The 16,608-nt window shown below is 76.0% G+C and carries 15 protein-coding genes; 7 read left to right on the top strand and 8 right to left on the bottom strand.

Features of this window, described 5'->3' with window-relative positions:
- The 4 genes from GYH36_RS17225 to GYH36_RS17210 all read right to left on the bottom strand — a co-directional run.
- Nucleotides 1-750 (bottom strand): hypothetical protein (locus GYH36_RS17225; RefSeq protein WP_203231991.1); only part of this gene is annotated, 750 nt, incomplete at its 3' end.
- 26 nt (nt 751-776) lie between these two features.
- The gene (gene gad, locus GYH36_RS17220; protein WP_162290478.1) at nt 777-2,144 is read right to left on the bottom strand and encodes a glutamate decarboxylase; all 1,368 of its coding nucleotides are present in this window, start codon (nt 2,142-2,144) and stop codon (nt 777-779) included.
- Nucleotides 2,145-2,203: 59 nt separating this feature from the next.
- Nucleotides 2,204-2,536 (bottom strand): SHOCT domain-containing protein, encoded by a 333-nt coding sequence (locus GYH36_RS17215; protein ID WP_024842075.1) that lies wholly within the window; start codon nt 2,534-2,536, stop codon nt 2,204-2,206.
- Nucleotides 2,537-2,747: 211 nt separating this feature from the next.
- A complete protein-coding gene (locus GYH36_RS17210; RefSeq protein WP_162290477.1) occupies nt 2,748-5,114 on the bottom strand; it encodes an arylsulfatase in 2,367 nt (788 codons plus the stop codon).
- 373 nt (nt 5,115-5,487) lie between these two features.
- Between GYH36_RS17210 and GYH36_RS17205 the strand changes: the two genes are divergently transcribed.
- Nucleotides 5,488-6,702 (top strand): YihY/virulence factor BrkB family protein, encoded by a 1,215-nt coding sequence (locus GYH36_RS17205; RefSeq protein WP_203231990.1) that lies wholly within the window; start codon nt 5,488-5,490, stop codon nt 6,700-6,702.
- Nucleotides 6,703-6,708: 6 nt separating this feature from the next.
- Here GYH36_RS17205 and GYH36_RS17200 read toward each other — a convergent pair whose 3' ends face one another.
- Both GYH36_RS17200 and GYH36_RS17195 read right to left on the bottom strand, forming a co-directional pair.
- Nucleotides 6,709-7,680 carry a LacI family DNA-binding transcriptional regulator gene (locus GYH36_RS17200; protein ID WP_024842078.1) on the bottom strand — a complete coding sequence of 324 codons (972 nt, stop codon included), beginning with the start codon at nt 7,678-7,680 and terminating at the stop codon, nt 6,709-6,711.
- A gap of 133 nt (nt 7,681-7,813) precedes the next feature.
- Nucleotides 7,814-8,332 carry a VanZ family protein gene (locus GYH36_RS17195; protein WP_115941596.1) on the bottom strand — a complete coding sequence of 173 codons (519 nt, stop codon included), beginning with the start codon at nt 8,330-8,332 and terminating at the stop codon, nt 7,814-7,816.
- Between the two features lie 56 nt (nt 8,333-8,388).
- Between GYH36_RS17195 and GYH36_RS17190 the strand changes: the two genes are divergently transcribed.
- The 4 genes from GYH36_RS17190 to GYH36_RS17175 all read left to right on the top strand — a co-directional run bounded on the left by GYH36_RS17190 (nt 8,389) and on the right by GYH36_RS17175 (nt 11,732).
- Nucleotides 8,389-9,246, top strand: coding sequence for an MBL fold metallo-hydrolase (locus GYH36_RS17190; protein WP_162290476.1), 858 nt, complete (start codon nt 8,389-8,391; stop codon nt 9,244-9,246).
- A gap of 77 nt (nt 9,247-9,323) precedes the next feature.
- Nucleotides 9,324-9,785, top strand: coding sequence for a GNAT family N-acetyltransferase (locus GYH36_RS17185; RefSeq protein WP_312028692.1), 462 nt, complete (start codon nt 9,324-9,326; stop codon nt 9,783-9,785).
- Nucleotides 9,786-9,965: 180 nt separating this feature from the next.
- Entirely contained in the window at nt 9,966-10,265 is a 300-nt protein-coding gene (locus GYH36_RS17180) for a hypothetical protein (RefSeq protein ID WP_024842082.1), read from the top strand.
- Between the two features lie 363 nt (nt 10,266-10,628).
- Nucleotides 10,629-11,732, top strand: coding sequence for a glycosyltransferase family 2 protein (locus GYH36_RS17175; protein ID WP_162290475.1), 1,104 nt, complete (start codon nt 10,629-10,631; stop codon nt 11,730-11,732).
- A gap of 66 nt (nt 11,733-11,798) precedes the next feature.
- On the opposite strand, the gene GYH36_RS17170 is transcribed toward GYH36_RS17175, so the two are convergent.
- Nucleotides 11,799-14,402: a LuxR C-terminal-related transcriptional regulator gene (locus GYH36_RS17170; protein ID WP_162290474.1), complete on the bottom strand. Its 2,604-nt coding sequence runs from the start codon at nt 14,400-14,402 to the stop codon at nt 11,799-11,801.
- 153 nt (nt 14,403-14,555) lie between these two features.
- Here GYH36_RS17170 and GYH36_RS17165 point away from each other — a divergent pair, with 153 nt between their 5' ends.
- The gene (locus GYH36_RS17165; RefSeq protein ID WP_024842085.1) at nt 14,556-14,735 is read left to right on the top strand and encodes a hypothetical protein; all 180 of its coding nucleotides are present in this window, start codon (nt 14,556-14,558) and stop codon (nt 14,733-14,735) included.
- 80 nt (nt 14,736-14,815) lie between these two features.
- On the opposite strand, the gene GYH36_RS17160 is transcribed toward GYH36_RS17165, so the two are convergent.
- The gene (locus tag GYH36_RS17160; protein ID WP_312028691.1) at nt 14,816-15,481 is read right to left on the bottom strand and encodes a LysE/ArgO family amino acid transporter; all 666 of its coding nucleotides are present in this window, start codon (nt 15,479-15,481) and stop codon (nt 14,816-14,818) included.
- A 51-nt stretch (nt 15,482-15,532) separates the two neighbouring features.
- On the opposite strand from GYH36_RS17160, the gene GYH36_RS17155 reads away from it, so the two are divergent.
- Nucleotides 15,533-16,459, top strand: a complete 927-nt coding sequence (locus tag GYH36_RS17155; protein WP_162290473.1) for an ArgP/LysG family DNA-binding transcriptional regulator — start codon at nt 15,533-15,535, stop codon at nt 16,457-16,459.
- Nucleotides 16,460-16,608: the final 149 nt, after the last annotated feature.

Genomic DNA, 16,608 nt, shown 5'->3' with positions numbered 1-16,608 from the left:
CGGGGCCGGCGCGGCCCCCGCCCCCCCCCCCCGCCGCCCCCCCGCCGCCCCCCCCCCCCCCCCGCCCCCGGCGGGGCCCCGCCCGCCCCCCCCCCCCCCCCCGGCCGGGGCGTCGGCCGACCGCCACGAGAGCAGGGCCGCGACGAGGAAGCACACGGCCCCGACGAGCGTGCCGGCGTCGTCCCACCACGCGCTCACGTACTCCCCCGTGCTCGGCGCGACGTACGCGCCGACGGCGGACGCGCCGAACGCGACCGACCCGAGCAGGTTGAGCCAGGTCCCGTGCCACGTGCGCGCGTCGGTGTCCCACAGGTGACCGCGGTCGCGCGTGGCGACGACCGCGAACGCCGACGAGACGAGGAACGCGACGGACCCGTACGCGTCGGGCTTCCAGCCCGCGCCGAGCAGCGTCGGGTCCTCGACCGCGGCGACGAGGGCCGCCGTCGTGCTGACGTTGAAGCACAGCGTCCCGACGAGCTGGACCGCGGCGGCCCACCAGTCCCAGCGGTCGGCCGGGTGCGTCCCGGCCCGCGGCGGGCGCCGCCCGCTCAGGCTCAGCTGGACGAACGCGGCGGCCGTGAAGAACACCGCGCCGACGACGAACGTCACCCCGACGACGACCGCGCCCACCGCGTCCGCGTAGGGCGGGAGGGCCCCGACGAGGAAGCACAGCGAGCCGACCGCGAACCCCCACGCCTCGCGGCGCAGCCGACGGCGCGGCGACGCCGCGGCCCGCGACGTGCCGGGCATCGCCCCCGCCCCGGCGTCCACGCGCGTCAGTGGTGGAAGCCCGAGCGCCGGCCCTGCGCCGGCATCGGGGACGTGAGGCCGTCGAGCCACGCGGTCTCGACGCGGATGTCCTCGAGGAGCTCGGACGCGAGGTCGCGGCTCACGCCGTTGCGCACGACGATCCGCTGGACGGTGAGGTCGGCGAGGTCGTCCGGCATCGGGTAGGCGGGCACGAGCCAGCCCTTCATGCGCAGGCGGTCCGAGAGGTGGTAGAGGTCCCAGTTCTCGGTGTGCCCCGCCTTGAGGCGCCACGCGAACACGGGGATGTCCGACCCGTCGTTCCACAGCTCGAACGCGCCGATCTCCTCGATGCCGTGCGCGACGTACCTGGCGACGTCCTGGCACTCCTGCTGGATCGCGGTGTAGCCCTCCCGGCCGAGGCGCAGGAACTGGTAGTACTGCAGCAGCACCTGCGCGCCGGGGCGCGAGAAGTTGAGCGCGAGCGTCGGCATGTCGCCGCCGAGGTAGCTCACGCGGAAGATCAGCTCCTCGGGCAGCGCGTCGAGCGTGCGCCACACGACCCAGCCCACGCCCGGGTAGACGAGGCCGTACTTGTGCCCCGACGTGCTGATCGAGTGCACGCGCTCGAGCCGGAAGTCCCACTCGACGTCGGGCTGGAGGAACGGCGCGATCATGGCGCCGGACGCGCCGTCGACGTGGATCGGGACGTCGAGGCCGGTGCTCGCCTGGAGCGCGTCGAGCGCCGCCGCGATCTCCTTCACGGGCTCGTACATGCCGGTGTAGGTGACGCCCATGATCGCGACGACGCCGATCGTGTTCTCGTCCACGTACTGCGCGACGGCGCTGCCGTCGAGGCACGGGTGCTCCTCCGTGATCGGCACGTAGCGCGCCTCGACCTCGAAGTAGTTGCAGAACTTCTCCCAGCACACCTGCACCGCCGAGCTCATGACGAGGTTGGGCCGGTCGGCCGGCTTCCCCGCCGCGCGGCGCGCGAGCTGCCAGCGCCGCTTGAGCGCGAGGCCGCCGAGCATGCACGCCTCGGACGACCCGATCGTCGAGGTGCCGATGCACGCGTGCACGTCGGGCACGTTCCACAGCGACGCGAGGATGCGCCAGCAGTTCTCCTCGACGGCCGCGGTGCGCGGGTACTCGTCCTTGTCGACCATGTTCTTGTCGTAGACCTCGGCGTAGAGGCGGTCCGCCTCGTCGCCCATCCACGTCGCGACGAACGTCGCGAGGTTGAGTCGCGAGTTGCCGTCGAGCATCACCTCGTCGTGGACGACCTGGTAGGCGGACGTCGGCTCCATCTCGGCGTCGGGCATGGTGAACCGTGGGGCGACCGCCCGGACGCCGGCTCGCGTGTAGGTCGGTCGGAGCACGTGGTCGTCGGTCATGACGGTCCTTCCGGCGTGCCGGTGTCCCGGCGCGGTCGAGGGTCGGGTGGAGGGCGGGCTCAGCCGGCGAGGATCCGCGCCTTCTGCGCCTCGAACTCCTCCGGGGTGAGCACGCCCTGGTCGCGCAGCGCGCCGAGCTGGGTGAGCTGCTCGATGCGCGCGTCCATGCCGGTCGCCGCGGCGGGGGCCGGCGCGGGGGCGGGCGCCGGCGCGGGCGGGGGCGCGTACTGCGGCGCCGGTGCGTACTGCGGGGGCGGCGCGTACTGCGGCTCCTGCTGGGCCTCCTGCTGGGCCCAGCGGCCCGCCTGGCGGCGGGAGACGCGGTTGGACACGGCGGTCGCGGTCCCGGCGATGACGGCGGTGCGCGCGACACCGCGGAGCAGTCCTGGCACGAGGTCCTCCTTCGTGAGGACCGGACCGGAGCCCCGGCCCGGCGGTGCCCGGCGCGCGGCGGGCGCCCGGACGCGGCGTCCGCCCCACTGCGGGCGAGCGACTGTCCCCAGGGTCGTCCGCGGGCGCCGCCCGCGTCCTCACCCGGAGAGTGTGAAGTCGCCCGGGAGGGCACCGGCCCAGGCTGCCGCAGCCCGGCCGTCGGGCGGGCGCTCAGCCGGCGCGTCCCGCCACGTCGGGCACGAGGTACTCGACGTGCACGGCGTCGACGGTCCCGTCGAGCGCGAACGGCATGCGGTCGGCGTACGCGCGCGACACCGCGCCGCCGTACGCCCGCCCCACGTCGAGGCAGTCGTTCGCGGAGAACAGCAGCGGCGCGCTCACCGGCACGGTGCCCGAGCCGACGTCCGCGCCGTCGACCCGCAGCACGACGGACAGCGGCCCGGCCGGGCGGGGCTCGACGTACGTCGTGACGACCTCGACGGTGTGCTCGCCCGCCGCGAGCGGCGCACCCGAGCGGACCACTGTCCGCTGGACGAGGAAGAGGTTGTACTCGTACGTGAGGACGCCGTCGAGCAGGAAGCACGTGAGGCCGCCGCCCGCGCCGCCGAGCTTGTAGAGCACGCCGTTCGTGGCGTCCGGCACCGTGAGGCGGATCTCGACGCGGTTGGGCCGGTTGCCGAGCGCGGGGGCGCAGAACTCCGGGACGCGTACCGTGTCGCCCGACAGGTCCCACTCCGTGTACGGCGGGCTGATGCGGTCCTCGGGGTGCATCACGGGGACCCACAGGCCGCCGCCCACGGGCAGGACGTCGTTGCGGGCCGCCTCGATCGCGAACAGCTCCTTGAGCTGGGCGAGCTTCTCCGGGTGCTCCGCGGCGAGGTCGTGCGCCTGGCTCCAGTCCTCGTCGAGGTGGTACAGCTCCCAGGGGTCCTCGTCCGGCGTCCACGTGCGGATGCCGGGCGGCATGCCCTGCACCCACGGCAGACGGGGCCCGGTGGCCGACGCCATCCAGCCGTCCGCATAGATCGACCGGCTGCCCATGATCTCGAAGTACTGCGTCCGACGGCGGCCCTCGGCGCCGGCGTCGTCGATCGAGTACGCGAGGCTCGTCCCGTCGATCGGGTCCTGCGGGACGCCGTTCACCGTCTCCGGGTGGGAGATGCCGAGGATCTCGTAGATCGTCGGCACGAGGTCCACGACGTGGTGGAACTGGGTGCGCGGCACGGGGTCGGGCTCGATGTGCCCGGGCCAGCTCACGAACATCGGGTTGCGGGTGCCGCCGAGGTGGGACGCGAGGAGCTTCATGCCCTGGTACGGCGACGACCCGGCCCACGCCCACGCGGCGTGGTACTGGTTGTCCGTCGCGGGGGTGCCGAGCGCGTCGAGGCCCCCGAGCTCCTCCAGCGCTGCGAGGTGCTGCTCGACCCTCGACGGGATGCCGTTCTGGGCCAGGAGCTCGCTGATCGTGCCGTTCTGCCCCTCGCCGGAGGACCCGTTGTCGCCCCAGATGTAGACGACGATCGTGCTCTCGCCGTACCCGAGCCGCTCGACCTCGTCGAGGAGCCGGCCCGCCTGCACGTCGGCGTGCTCGCCGAAGCCCGCCGCGACCTCCATGAGCCGCGCCTGGAACGCCTTCTGGTCGTCGGGGATGTCGTCCCACGCCGCGAGACTCTCCGGGCGCGGGGTCAGCTCCGCGTCCTCGGGCACCCACCCCGCAGCCTTCGCGCCCGCGAGCGCCCGCTCGCGGTACACGTCCCAGCCGTCGTCGAACGCCCCGGCGTACCGGTCCGCCCACTCCTTCATGATGTGGTGCGGCCCGTGCAGGGCGCCCGTGGCCCAGTAGACGAAGAACGGCTTGTCCGGCGCGTTCGCCTTGTGGTCGCGCAGCCAGCGCATCGCGTCGTCGGCGATGTCCTCGCTGAGGTGGTACCCCTCCTCCGGCGTGCGCGGCGGCCGCACGAGCGTCGTGTTGCGCACCAGGTTCGGCTCGTACTGCGACGCCTCGCCCGCGAGGAAGCCGTAGAAGTACTCGAACCCGTACCCGGTGGGCCATCGGTCGAACGGGCCGGCCGCCGTCGTCTCCTCCGCCGGGGTGTTGTGCCACTTGCCCCACGCGCCGGTCGCGTACCCGTACTGGCGCAGCACCTCGGCGATCGTCGCGCTGGACTTCGGGATGTGGCCCGAGTAGCCGTCCCAGTCGTTCGCGAGCTCCGCGATCTGCCCGTTGCCCACCCGGTGGTGGTTGCGCCCGGTGAGCAGGGACGCGCGCGTGGGCGAGCACATCGCGGTGGTGTGGAACCGGTTGTACCCGATCCCGTTCGCGCGCACGCGGTCGAGCGTCGGGGTGCGGACCGCGCCGCCGAGCGTCGTCGGGAGGGCCGGCCCGGCGTCGTCGATGAGGATCACGACGACGTTCGGCGCGTCCGCGGGCAGGTGCCGCTCCGGCGGGAGCGGCGAGTACGTGGACTCCTGGATCGTCCGCCCGGCGACGCTGCCGGAGCGGCGGGGCGGGAACGGCAGGGAGCGCTCGGCGGGCAACGGCGTCCCGACGACGGACCGGCGCGGCTCGTCACTCATGGTCGAACCCCTGTTTCTCGAGGACTACCGACCGCACGGCGGCCGACGACGCGACGACGGTAGGTCCGCCCCGCCGCGCGGGGCATCACCCGGCGGGTGTGGTTCACGCGCCGCGCTCCGGGTGCCGGGGATGTGTGGACGACGCGAGATCGGCGGTCCGGCCCGACGTCGGCAGTCCCACCCGACATCGGCACGCACGACCGCCGATCTCACTTCCGGCTGCCGATCTCACCTCCGCCGCCGCGCACGACGTCGCACGTCGCAGGCCCGCGCGGCTTGCGAGCGGTCGAGGGCGAACCCAGCCTGGAGGCGGAAAGGCCCGGCGGGGGCGCCGAGGGGCGCGGCTCGTCGCGACGTCGACCGAGGAGGGCCCATGACCGCCGCCACCGAGCGCCCCGCGCCCGACGCCGGGCACAAGCCCGGTTCGCCCACCGACCTGCACAAGCCCTCGTGGGGGTTCGCGCTCAAGGGCGCGGTGCGGGAGTTCATGGACGACCAGTGCACCGACCTCGCGGCGGCGCTCACCTACTACGCCGTGCTGGCCTCGGCGCCCGCGCTGCTGGCGCTCGTGTCGATCCTGGGGCTCGTGGGCGACGGCGAGAAGGCCGTCGACTCGGTGCTGCAGAGCGTCGAGGGCGTCGTGCCGGCCACGACGCTCGACATGATCGAGCCGCTCGTGGAGAACGCCGCGAACACGGACAAGGCCGGTTTTGCGCTCGTCATCGGTGTCGTGCTGGCCCTGTGGTCGGCGTCGGGCTACGTGGGCGCGTTCTCCCGGTCGATGAACCGCATCTACGAGGTCCAGGAGGGGCGGCCCATCTGGAAGCTGCGCCCCGTGATGCTCGGCGTCACCGTCATCACCGTCCTGCTCGCGGGCCTCGTCGTCGGCAGCCTCGTCCTGTCCGGGCCGATCGCCCGCCAGGTGGGCGAGCTCGTCGGCCTCGGGGACACCGCGATCGCCGTCTGGCAGGTCGCGAAGTGGCCGGTCGCGCTCCTGCTCGTCGTCGTCCTCGTCGCGCTGCTGTACCACCTCACGCCCAACGTCAAGCAGCCGAAGTTCCGCTGGGTGAGCCCGGGCGCGGTCCTCGCGATCCTCGTGTGGGTGCTCGCGTCGGCCGGGTTCGGCCTCTACCTCGGCAGCGGCTTCAGCAGCTACGGCGCCACGTACGGCACCCTCGCGGGCGTCATCATCTTCCTCCTGTGGCTCTGGCTGACGAACCTCGCGCTCCTGCTCGGCGCCGAGCTCGACGCGGAGCTCGAGCGCAGCCGCGAGCTGCAGAGCGGCATGCCGGCGGAGGAGCGCCTGCAGCTCCCGCCGCGCGACACGCGCGCGAGCGACAAGAAGGCGGCCAAGCGCGAGGAGACCGTCGAGCAGGGACGCGCCCTGCGCGAGAGCCGCGGCCGCTCGACCGGCGCCGACGAGCCGACCGCCACCGACGCGCCCGACGACCGCACCCGGCCCCGCACGGACGCCGCGCCCCACGACCACACCCGGCTCCGCACGGACACCGCGCCCGACGACCACACGCGGCCCGACACCGGTGCCCGGCCCGGTCCGGAGGACGCGGGCGGCCGGCACCAGGCGTAGTCCGGGTCAGGCGCTCCCGCGGCGGACCACGACCGACGGGAACGTGCGCCGCTCCTCGCGGCGGCGCCCCAGCAGCGCCGTCGTCGCGGCGGCCGCGATCCGTTCCACGGGGTGGGTCGCCGTCGTCAGCCCGGGCCCGGCCTGCTCCGCGAACGGCTGGTCGTCGAACCCGGTGACGGCGACGTCGTCGGGCACGCGGACGCCGTCCGCCGCGAGCGCGCGCATCGCGCCGACGGCGAGGGTGTCGCTCATCGCGACGAGCGCGTCGACGCCGGGCCAGCGGCGCCGCGCCTCGCGCGCGGCGTCCGCGCCCGCGCCGGTCGTGAGGTCCGCGGACACCACGCGCCGCGGGACGCCCGCGGCCCGGGTCACGGCCTCGTAGGCGTCGACGGCCCGCCGGGAGCCGGGGAGCCACCCCGGCCCGGTGACCATGACGACGTCGCGACGGCCCGTGGCGAGCACGTGCTCCACGAGCGCGGCGATCCCCGCGGCGGCGTCGACGTCGTACGAGGGCACGCGCCCGTCGGCCGGGCCGATCGCGGCCACGCGCGCCACGAGGTCGCGCGGCACGCTCGCGAGCACGTCCGCGGTGTAGTCGACGAGGAGCACGCCGCCCACGCCCGGGTCGCGCGCGAGGCGGCGGAGCTCGTCGCGCGGGTCGAGCCCGAGCCACCGCAGCGCGACGCCCACACCCTGCGTGTCCGCCGCGCGGCTCGCGGCGGACACGACGCGCGCGACGTACGGGTCGGCGAGCAGGTCCGCCGACGGCGACCCGACCGCGACGACGACGCGCTCGCCGTGGCCGCTCGCGAGCGCCCGCGCGCCCGGGTGCGGCACGTACCCGAGGTGCTCGACCGCGGCGAGCACCGCGCGGCGCGCCTCGGCCGAGACCGGTCCCGTGCCGCGCACGACGCGGGACGCCGTCGACCGCGAGACGCGCGCGGCCGCGGCGACGTCGTCGAGCGTGACGGTCGGCATGGACGCTCCGTGGGCAGGTCCGGTCGGCGGTGACGGGCGACGCCCGAGGACCCACGCTAACCCGCGGGACCACCGTTGTGGAAGCGTTCCCACGCGAGTCGTCCGGCGGCTCGTCCCGGCACGGGAGCGCGGACTAGGGAACGCGCACGCGAGAGGCCGCGTCCCGATCCGCCGCCCCGTCCCGGCGCGCGGCGAGGCGGAGCGCGACGAGCGCGAGCCCCGCGCCGATCAGCGCGCCGATCGAGTTGGAGAGCCAGTCGTTCGTGTCGCACGACCGCCCGAGCGCCGGGACGAGCGCCTGGAACGCCTCGACGAGCGCGGACGCGACGACGCCGCCGAGCAGCGCGGCGAGCGGGCGCCGCAGCGCGACCGCGGCGAGGAGCACGGGCGGCACGAACAGCACGACGTTCGCCGCGAGCTCGACCCGGCCCGGGGTCGGCAGCGCCCACTCGACCGTGCACACCGCGAAGAGCTCGCGGTCCACGGGCACGAGCGTGAGCAGGAGGACCGGCACGAGGGAGAGCGCGAACAGCGCCCACGCGACGCGGGGGCGCCGCACGAGCCACGCCCCGACGAGCGGGCCGAGGACGACGAGGAGGGCGAGGGCGAGCGGCGAGAGCCACGGGTGCAGGACGAGGAGGGTCGTGATCATGAGGGCGCAAGTCTCGCAGACCGGTGCGTGTCGGACGGACGCGGTAGACCTGTCCCATGACGACGACGCCATCACCGCAGACCGGCACGCCCCGCGACGAGGACTGGTGGCTCTGCCGCACGTGCGCGGTCGAGCACGCGACCCGGCCGGACGTGTGCGCGATCTGCGCGGACGAGCGTCAGTGGGTCCCGGCGACCGGGCAGGCCTGGACCACCCTCGCCGAGCTCGCCGCCGCGGGCGAGCGCCTCGTCCTCACCGAGCTCGAGCCGGACCTGTTCGGCCTGTCGAGCGAGCCGAGCGTCGGGATCGGGCAGCAGGCCAAGATCCTGCGCACGCCCTCCGGCTCCCTGCTGTGGGACCCGCCGGGGTACCTGGACGACGACGCCGTCGCGCAGGTGCGCGCGCTCGGCCCGGTCGTCGCGATCGCCGCGAGCCACCCCCACATGTACGGCGTCCAGGTCGAGTGGAGCCGCGCGCTCGGCGGCGTGCCCGTGCTCGTCGCGGAGGCCGACGCGCACTGGGTCGCGCGACCCGACCCCGTGATCGAGACGTGGAGCGGCGAGCGCGAGGTGCTGCCCGGCGTCGTGCTGTCGCAGCCGGGCGGGCACTTCCCCGGGAGCGCCGTGGCGCACTGGGCAGCGGGGGCCGACGGGCGGGGCGTGCTCCTGTCCGGGGACACGATCTTCGCCAACCCCGACCGCACGTCGGTGAGCTTCATGCGCTCCTACCCGAACCGCATCCCGCTGTCCGCGGCCGTCGTGCTGCGCGTCGCGGAGCACGTCGCGCGGCGGCCGTTCGAGCGCCTCTACAACAACTTCGAGGGCGTGATCCCGGCCGACGCGCGGGACGTCGTGCTCCGCTCGGCGCAGCGTCACGCCGCGTGGGTGCGCGGCGACTTCGACCACCTCACCTGACGCGGGCGGCGCGGCGACCCGCGGGCCGCGGTGAGACGTCGTGGCGCGGCCCGCCGGTGCGCGCCACGATGGTCGTCGTGCCGATCTCCCATCTCCACGAGACCGACGTCGACGCGCTCCGAGGCTTCCTGACGGACGTCGACCTCACCGTCGCCGGCCTCGACGAGCCCGCGGTCCACCTGTGGGTCGAGCGCGATGAGCACGGCGAGATCGTGGGGAGCACGGGGATCGAGCTCAGCGCGGACGGTCGGCACGCCCTGGTGCGGAGCGTCGCCGTCGCGCCCGGGCACCGGGGGTCGGGCCGCGGGGCCCGCCTGGCCGAGCACGCCCTCGCCGAGGCCGCGGCGCGCGGCGCGACGCGGGCGTGGCTGTTCTCGCGCCGGTCGGGCCCGTTCTGGCAGGGGCTCGGCTTCTCCCGGGCCGAGTGCTCCGAGCTCGCCGCGTCCCTGCCCGACACCCAGCAGGTCCGGCTGTTCGCCCGGACGGGCCGGCTCGACCACGAGGTCGCCTGGAGCCGCCCGCTGTCGGCGGGCGGGTGACGGCCGCGGCGCCCGCCTCCCGCCTCGGCGCCGGATCCCGCCCGCGGCAGGTCGACGCCGGCACGCACCTCGGGCGCGAGCCGGCACAGGCCGCACCCGGACGGCTGCACGCCCGGGCCTCCCCCGCTCCCCTGCGAGCGCCCCGGGCCCGGCGGACGATGGGCCCCGGAGGTGAGGACGATGCGCAAACGCGTCTCGGGTGCGGCGGTCGCGGCGACGGGCACGTGGACCGACCCGGACGGCGTCCGCATGCCCGCGGGCGAGGTGCACGCGTGGGAGCGCGGCACCAACCAGACCGTGTGCCGCCTGCAGCTCAGCCGCCAGGGGCTCACGCGCTTCCCGCACGTCACGTGGGCCGACGTCCAGCCCGCCACGGGCCGTGACGCGGACGCCGTCACCTCGGTGTGCCGGCGGTGCGCCGCCGGGACCGGCACGCGGCGCGACGAGAAGCCGTGGCGCCGGGAGAACCCTCGCCCGTAGCCCTCGACGGACCTCCGGAAACGCGTCGGGACCGTCCGGCGCAGGACCGTGCCGACCACCTACGCGGTCGGCCCGCGGTACGCGTCCGTCGACCGTGCCCACGCACCCGCCCGCCCCCGGCCCCTCAACCCGTCCCCGAGGCCCGCTGAGTACCGCGCGCGCTACCGCACGGTGGTTCCACCGACGAGATGGAGGTGGATCGATGTACCAGATGGGAAGTGCTCAGACGGCACCGGTTCTCGCAGCCACGGGGGTGATGGCCACGGGCTACTACCTGGTCGGTGCCTGGACGCTGCTCATGGCCGGCGTCGCGCTCGTGATGGTGGTGCGGGTCCTGCGCCGCCGACGACGCCAGGAGGAGACGTGACCGGTGCCCCGGGCGCGACCACGCCGCGCGTGGTCGCGCTCGTCCCCGCCCACGACGAGGCCGAGGCGCTGCCCGCGACGCTCGCGTCGCTGCGCGCGCAGACGCGGCCCGTCGACCGGGTCGTCGTCGTCTCGGACAACAGCACGGACGCGACCGTCGAGGTCGCTCGCGCACTGGGTGCCGACGTCCTCGAGACGGTCGGCAACACGGACCGCAAGGCGGGCGCGCTCAACCAGGCGCTCGCCCGCGTCGAGGCAGAGCTCGTGCTCGTCCTCGACGCCGACACGACGATCGCCCCGACGTTCGTCGCCGAGGGGCTCGCGCTCCTCGACGCCCGGCCCACGCTCGGGGCCGTCGGGGGCGTGTTCCGCGGGACGCCGCCCGCGTCGCTCCTCGAGCAGCTCCAGGCCAACGAGTACGAGCGCTACGGCGTCCAGGTGGACGTCACCGGACGCACCTCGGTGCTCACCGGCACCGCCGCGCTCGTGCGGCGCGACGCGCTGGCGGCCGTCGCCCGGGCGCGCGGACGTACGCTCCCCGGCCCGCCCGGGGCGGCGTACGACCCCAGGGCCATCACCGAGGACTCCGAGCTCACGCTCGCGCTGCGCACGCTCGGCTACGAGCTCGCGTCGCCGGCGAGCATGTCGTGCACCACGGAGCTCATGCCGACGCCGCGCGACCTGCACCGTCAGCGCGTGCGCTGGTACAAGGGCATGCTCGACAACCTGCGCGCCTACGGGTTCACGCGCGTCACCGCCCGGTACGTGGGTCAGCAGGCCATGCTGGCGATCGGCACGCTCATGCTCGCCGCGCTCGTCGTCCTCACGGCGCTCTCGGTCGCGACGGGCACGTTCCGGCTCGTGCCCTTCTGGCTCGCGGTCGGCGCGGTGCTCGTCACCGAGCGGCTCGTCACGGTGTGGCGCGTCGGGCGCCGCGGCCGCCTCGTCGCGTCCGCCGTCCTCCCGGAGCTGGCCTACGACATGTTCCTCCAGCTCGCGTTCGTCCGCGCCTGCTGGCTCGCCGCCACGGCGCGTGACGCCGGGTGGCACCACGTGCGCCGGGACGCCCCGCCGCCGCGAGTCGCCGTCGCGGCGGCCTGACGACGCGGCGCGGGCCCGCGTCCCGGAGCACCGGCCCCGGCCACCGTGCTCCGGGGCGAGAGCCGGTCAGGCGTCGAGCGCGTCGGCGAGGCGGTCGCGCCCGTCGATGCCGAGCTTGCGGAACGCGCGGTGCAGGTGGTTCTCGACCGTGCGCACGCTCACGTGCAGCCGGTCGGCGACCGCCTGGTTCGTCAGGCCCTCGGCGACGAGCCGCGCGACCTCGCGCTCGCGGTCGGTGAGGTCGCCCGACGGCGCGAGCAGGTCGAGGATCGCGACGGCCGGCCGGCCGTGCGCCTCCAGCCGGGCGCGCGCGTCGTCGAGGACGGCGGTCGCGCGCCGCACGTCGCCCTCGGCGCGCAGCCGGCGGATCGCGACGGCGAGCGCCCGCGCGCCGATCAGCACCTGCCCGTCCTCGACCAGGCCCGTCCCCCGTCCCGCGGCGACGTCGGGGTCGTCGCTCGCGACGGCGGCCGCGAAGCGCTCGACGTGCCGCAGCAGGCCGGCGGGGAGGTCCGCGACCAGGTCGAGGAGCGCCGTCGCGCGCCGCGGGTCGGGCACGAGGTCGAGCGACAGGGCCCCGGACGACGCGGCGGCCACGAGGAACCCGCGCGCGAGCGCGTCCTCGTGGTCAGCCCACAGGGCGTCGGCCGCCGCGGCCTCGTCGGTCGCGGCGAACCCGGCCGACCCCGCGCCGAGGCGCGCGAGCGTCCACGTCGGCTGCGCGAGCGGCAGCGGGCTCGGCCCCGGGCCGAGGGACCGCGACTGCTCGGCGAGCGAGCGCGCCGTCGTCGTGCGGCCCTCGACGAGCGCGACGGCGGCGGCGAGCGAGAGGTTCGCCGACTGGAAGGGCCGCTGCAGCGCCGACAGCAGCCCCGTGGACAGCACCGAGCCCAGGTGCTCGTGGAGCTCGGCCGTGCGCCCGCGCAGCAGGAGCACCACGGACACGACGAACGCGTGCCCGTGCACGGCGTCGACGTCGAGCGCCGAGCGCGCCTCGTCGAGGTGGCGCGCGGACCATGCGTAGGCCTCGTCCAGGCGGTCGTCGAGCAGGAGCGCGAGCCCCCGCAGCACCTCGGCGGAGCTCGCGAAGTGCGGGGTCCGGGTGCGCGGCTCGGCGAGCAGGTCGAGCGCCGCGGCGGGGTCGCCGCGGAACACGAGCCACTCGGCCCGGACCGTCGCGGCGGTCGCGGCGACGTCGTCCTCGACCTCGCCGGGCGTCGCGAGCGCCGGCGGCTCGTCCGGCGCCCGGTCGAGGAGGAGCGCGAGGTGCGCCTCGACGTTCGCGAGGAGCGGCGCCCACGCGCCCGCCTCGGCGCGCGCCGTCCGCAGCACGCGCCGGGCCGCGTCGAGGTCCTTCTCGACGAACGCGACCGCGAGCGCGTGCCAGTTGTCGAGCGCGGCGAGGGACCGCGCGTCCCCCGTGCGGGGCGTGCCCTCGACGACCGCGCGCACCGTCGCGCCGTCGGCGTCCCCGGTGAGCAGCGCCCGCAGGTAGGGCACCGCGGTGGCGGGCGACGGCTCCGTCTCCCACCGCGTGCGCAGGTAGACCGTCTCGCGGTACCAGTGCTCCACGAGCATGCGGTGCCGCACCGTGTCCGACTCCCACGGCGCCCGGTCGCGCACGACGGCCGGCGCGTCGTCGAGCGCGTCGGGCCGCGGCGCGGCGGGGAGCGCGACGACGCCCCTCCCGGCCACGTGCAGCGCGAGCCGCAGCCGCTCCTCGATGCGCAGGCGGCGCGCGCTCGTCCCCAGGTGCCGGTAGTGGTCGGCCACGGCCTGCGGGAACACGCCGACGACGGTCTGGTCCCCGCGGGGCACGAACCGCAGGAGGCGGCACGCGTCGAGCTCCTCGAGCGCGTCCGGCGCGACGAGCGAGCGCGCGGTGCTCGTCGTGACCGCCCCCGCGAGGGACAGCGTCTCCAGGGCTTCGAGCGCGTCGTCGGACAGGTCCTGCACGAGCGGGGCGACGCTGCGGGCGAGCGCCGGGGTCCACATGTCCGGGCCCGCGACCCACGTCCCGTCGACGAGCGCCAGCCGCCCGCGGCGGCGCGCGTTCACCGCGAGCGCGGTGACGAGGCCCGGCAGGCCCCCGGCCGCGGCGTAGAGCCGGCCGACGGTCGCCGCGTCGATCGTCCCGGGCAGCAGGTCGGCGAGGAGCGTCTGCGTGTCCACGTAGCCGAGCGCGGGGACCTGCAGCTCGACGCCGGGGCGCACCTCGGTCGCGAGCCGGTACGGGTCGCGCAACCGGGAGGGCTGAGGCCGCGAGGCGCTGAGCACCGCGAACCGTGCGCGCGCGTGCGCGGCGACGAGCGCACCGGAGCTCGCGCGGTCGAGGTCGTCCGCATCGTCGACGACGACGAGCGTCCGCGCGGGCCGGACCGCTCCCTCGATCGCGGCGACCGCGCCCGCGACGGCGGACGGCGCCGTGCGGTCGGCGCGCGACGTGAGACCCGCGACCGCGAGCGCCTCGAGCGGCCGGTCACGCAGCGCCGCGACGCCCTGGACGCGCAGGACGGTCCACTCGTCGTCGAGGAGCGTGCGGCACACCTCCGCGAGCACGGTCGTGCGGCCGGAGCCCGCGGGCCCGACGAGGTCGACGCTCCGCCCCGCCCGGAGGTGGTCCACGGCCTCGGCCTGGACCTCCAGGTGGAGCGAGCGCGGGGTGCTCATCGCCTCAGTGTGGGCGACGTCCCGCGCGGGTGCACCCGCGCGACCGACCGCTTCCGGCGCTCTTTCACCCGCTCGACGGCGCGCGGTCCTCCGCGCCGCGGCCTAGTTTCGTGGCGGGCGGGCACGGGGCCCGCACGACCGAAAGGGTGAGACATGACCGAGAACGGACCCGCGGACAAGGGCGGCCTGGGCGACCTCGTCGGCAAGGCGAAGGAGTTCCTGACGGACGACCGGATCGACCAGATCGCGGACAAGATCAAGGACGTCGCGCCGGACTCCGTCGACAAGCACGTCGACACCCTCGCCGAGCAGGCCAAGAAGGTCAACGACTGAGCCGAGGCCACGTCCCGACGGCGGGACGGCGTGGCGGGACCGCTGCGCGCGGAGACCGCGACGACCGTCCCGCCGTCGTCTCAGCCGCCCAGCACGAGCGACACCCCGATCGTGGCCATGACGACGGCGATCGCGCCGTCGAGCACGCGCCAGGCGCCGGGCCGTGCGAAGACGGGGGCCAGGAGCCGCGCGCCGTAGCCGAGCGCGGTGAACCACACGACGCTCGCGACCATCGCCCCGGCGCCGAAGAGCCAGCGCGCGGCACCGGTCCCGACCGCGCCGGCGCCGTGCGCGGCCGCGTACCCGGCCGCGAGCGAACCGAGCAGCAGCACGGTGTCGAGGTAGACGTGCGGGTTGAGCCAGGTCAGGGCGAGCGACGTCCCGACGGCCGACCGCGCGGAGGTCGCCCCCGCCCCGGCCGCGGGGTCGAGGTTGCCGGGCCGCAGCGCGCGCCGGGCCGCGAGCGCGGCGAGCGCGAGCAGGAACGCGGCGCCGCCCCAGCGCACGACGGCGAGCAGCACGGGAGCACCGGTGACGAGCGCGCCGAGCCCGGCGGTCCCGGCCGCGATGAGCACGAGGTCGGACGCCGCGCACACGAGCACGACGGGCAGCACGTGCTCGCGCCGCAGTCCCTGGCGCAGGACGAACGCGTTCTGCGCGCCGATCGCGACGATGAACGACAGGCCGGCGGCGAGACCGGCGGCGACGGGGGCGAGGACGCTGAGCACGACGACGACGCTAAGCACGCGCGTCCCTGAAGTACAGCGATAGATTCTGGGGTTCCGTAAGATCCGCTCATGGTGGACCTGCAACCGGACCAGCTCCGCGCGCTGGAGGCCATCGCGGCGACGGGGACCTTCGACGCCGCGGCACGCCGCCTCGGCGTCACGCCCTCCGCGGTGAGCCAGCGCATGCGCGCACTCGAGGCGGCCGTCGGCCAGGTGCTCGTGCGGCGCGGCAAGCCCGCCGAGCTCACGCCGCCCGGCCGCGTCCTCGTGCGGCACGCGCGGCATCTCGCGCTCCAGCAGGCGGACGTGCTCGCCGAGCTCGGCATCGGCGCGAACCCCGGCCCCGACCCGGACGAGGACGCGCGAGCCCCGCTGCCGGAGATCACGCTCGTCGTCTCCGGCGACGCCCTCACCACGTGGGCGCTGCCCCCGCTCGTGGAGGCGTCGACGTGGGCGCGGCTCGAGGTCCTGCGCGAGGACGAGGAGCACTCCGTCGGTCTCCTGCGCGACGGCACGGCCGTCGCCGCGGTGACGTCCGTCGCCGACCCGGTCCCGGGGTGCCGTGCGACGCTGCTCGGGCACATGCGGTACCGGCCCGTCGCGAGCCCCGCGTTCGTCGCCCGCTGGTTCCCGCGCGGCGCCGACCTCGACACCCTCTCGCGCGCGCCCGTCCTCGCGTTCGACCGCAAGGACGACCTCCAGGAGCGCTACCTGCGGCTCCGCGCCGAGGAGGCGGGCGCGGCGCCGCTCGACCCGCCCCGGCACTTCGTCCCCGCCTCGAACGAGTTCCGCCGGGCCGTCGAGCTCGGCATGGGCTGGGGCATGCTGCCCGACCTCCAGGCCGCGCACGCGACGCGAGCGGGCCGGCTCGTCGGCTTCGACGACGCGCGCGCGACGCTCGTGCCGCAGCACTGGCAGCAGTGGCGGCTGCACTCGGCCTCGCTCGACCGCCTCGCGGACGCGCTCGTCCGGGCGGCGCGCGACGCGCTGACATGAGCGCGGCCGCGGCCGCCGCCGGGGGGGTCCCGCGCGGCCCCCGCGCCCCCCCGGGGGTCGGTCCTACCCCTTTGTCACAGAACGTTTACGAAATCGATGTCGCGTTGACGGACCCGAAACGTGCCGGACCCCGGCACGCGACGCGGCGT

This window comes from Cellulosimicrobium composti (genome assembly GCF_010287905.1).
GTDB classification, from domain to species: Bacteria; Actinomycetota; Actinomycetes; order Actinomycetales; family Cellulomonadaceae; genus Cellulosimicrobium; species Cellulosimicrobium composti.
The sequence above is the reverse complement of the archived record's forward strand: the minus strand, read 5'-3'. Positions and strand labels throughout refer to the sequence as shown.

What these genes read in the sequence shown, in the direction of transcription:
- GYH36_RS17170 (WP_162290474.1), bottom strand. Translation starts at nt 14,402, where the DNA reads ATGAGCACCCCGCGCTCGCTCCACCTGGAGGTCCAGGCCGAGGCCGTG.
- GYH36_RS17180 (WP_024842082.1), top strand. Translation starts at nt 9,966, where the DNA reads ATGCGCAAACGCGTCTCGGGTGCGGCGGTCGCGGCGACGGGCACGTGG.
- GYH36_RS17190 (WP_162290476.1), top strand. Translation starts at nt 8,389, where the DNA reads ATGACGACGACGCCATCACCGCAGACCGGCACGCCCCGCGACGAGGAC.
- GYH36_RS17195 (WP_115941596.1), bottom strand. Translation starts at nt 8,332, where the DNA reads ATGATCACGACCCTCCTCGTCCTGCACCCGTGGCTCTCGCCGCTCGCC.
- GYH36_RS17165 (WP_024842085.1), top strand. Translation starts at nt 14,556, where the DNA reads ATGACCGAGAACGGACCCGCGGACAAGGGCGGCCTGGGCGACCTCGTC.
- GYH36_RS17205 (WP_203231990.1), top strand. Translation starts at nt 5,488, where the DNA reads ATGACCGCCGCCACCGAGCGCCCCGCGCCCGACGCCGGGCACAAGCCC.
- GYH36_RS17210 (WP_162290477.1), bottom strand. Translation starts at nt 5,114, where the DNA reads ATGAGTGACGAGCCGCGCCGGTCCGTCGTCGGGACGCCGTTGCCCGCC.
- gad (WP_162290478.1), bottom strand. Translation starts at nt 2,144, where the DNA reads ATGACCGACGACCACGTGCTCCGACCGACCTACACGCGAGCCGGCGTC.
- GYH36_RS17200 (WP_024842078.1), bottom strand. Translation starts at nt 7,680, where the DNA reads ATGCCGACCGTCACGCTCGACGACGTCGCCGCGGCCGCGCGCGTCTCG.
- GYH36_RS17155 (WP_162290473.1), top strand. Translation starts at nt 15,533, where the DNA reads ATGGTGGACCTGCAACCGGACCAGCTCCGCGCGCTGGAGGCCATCGCG.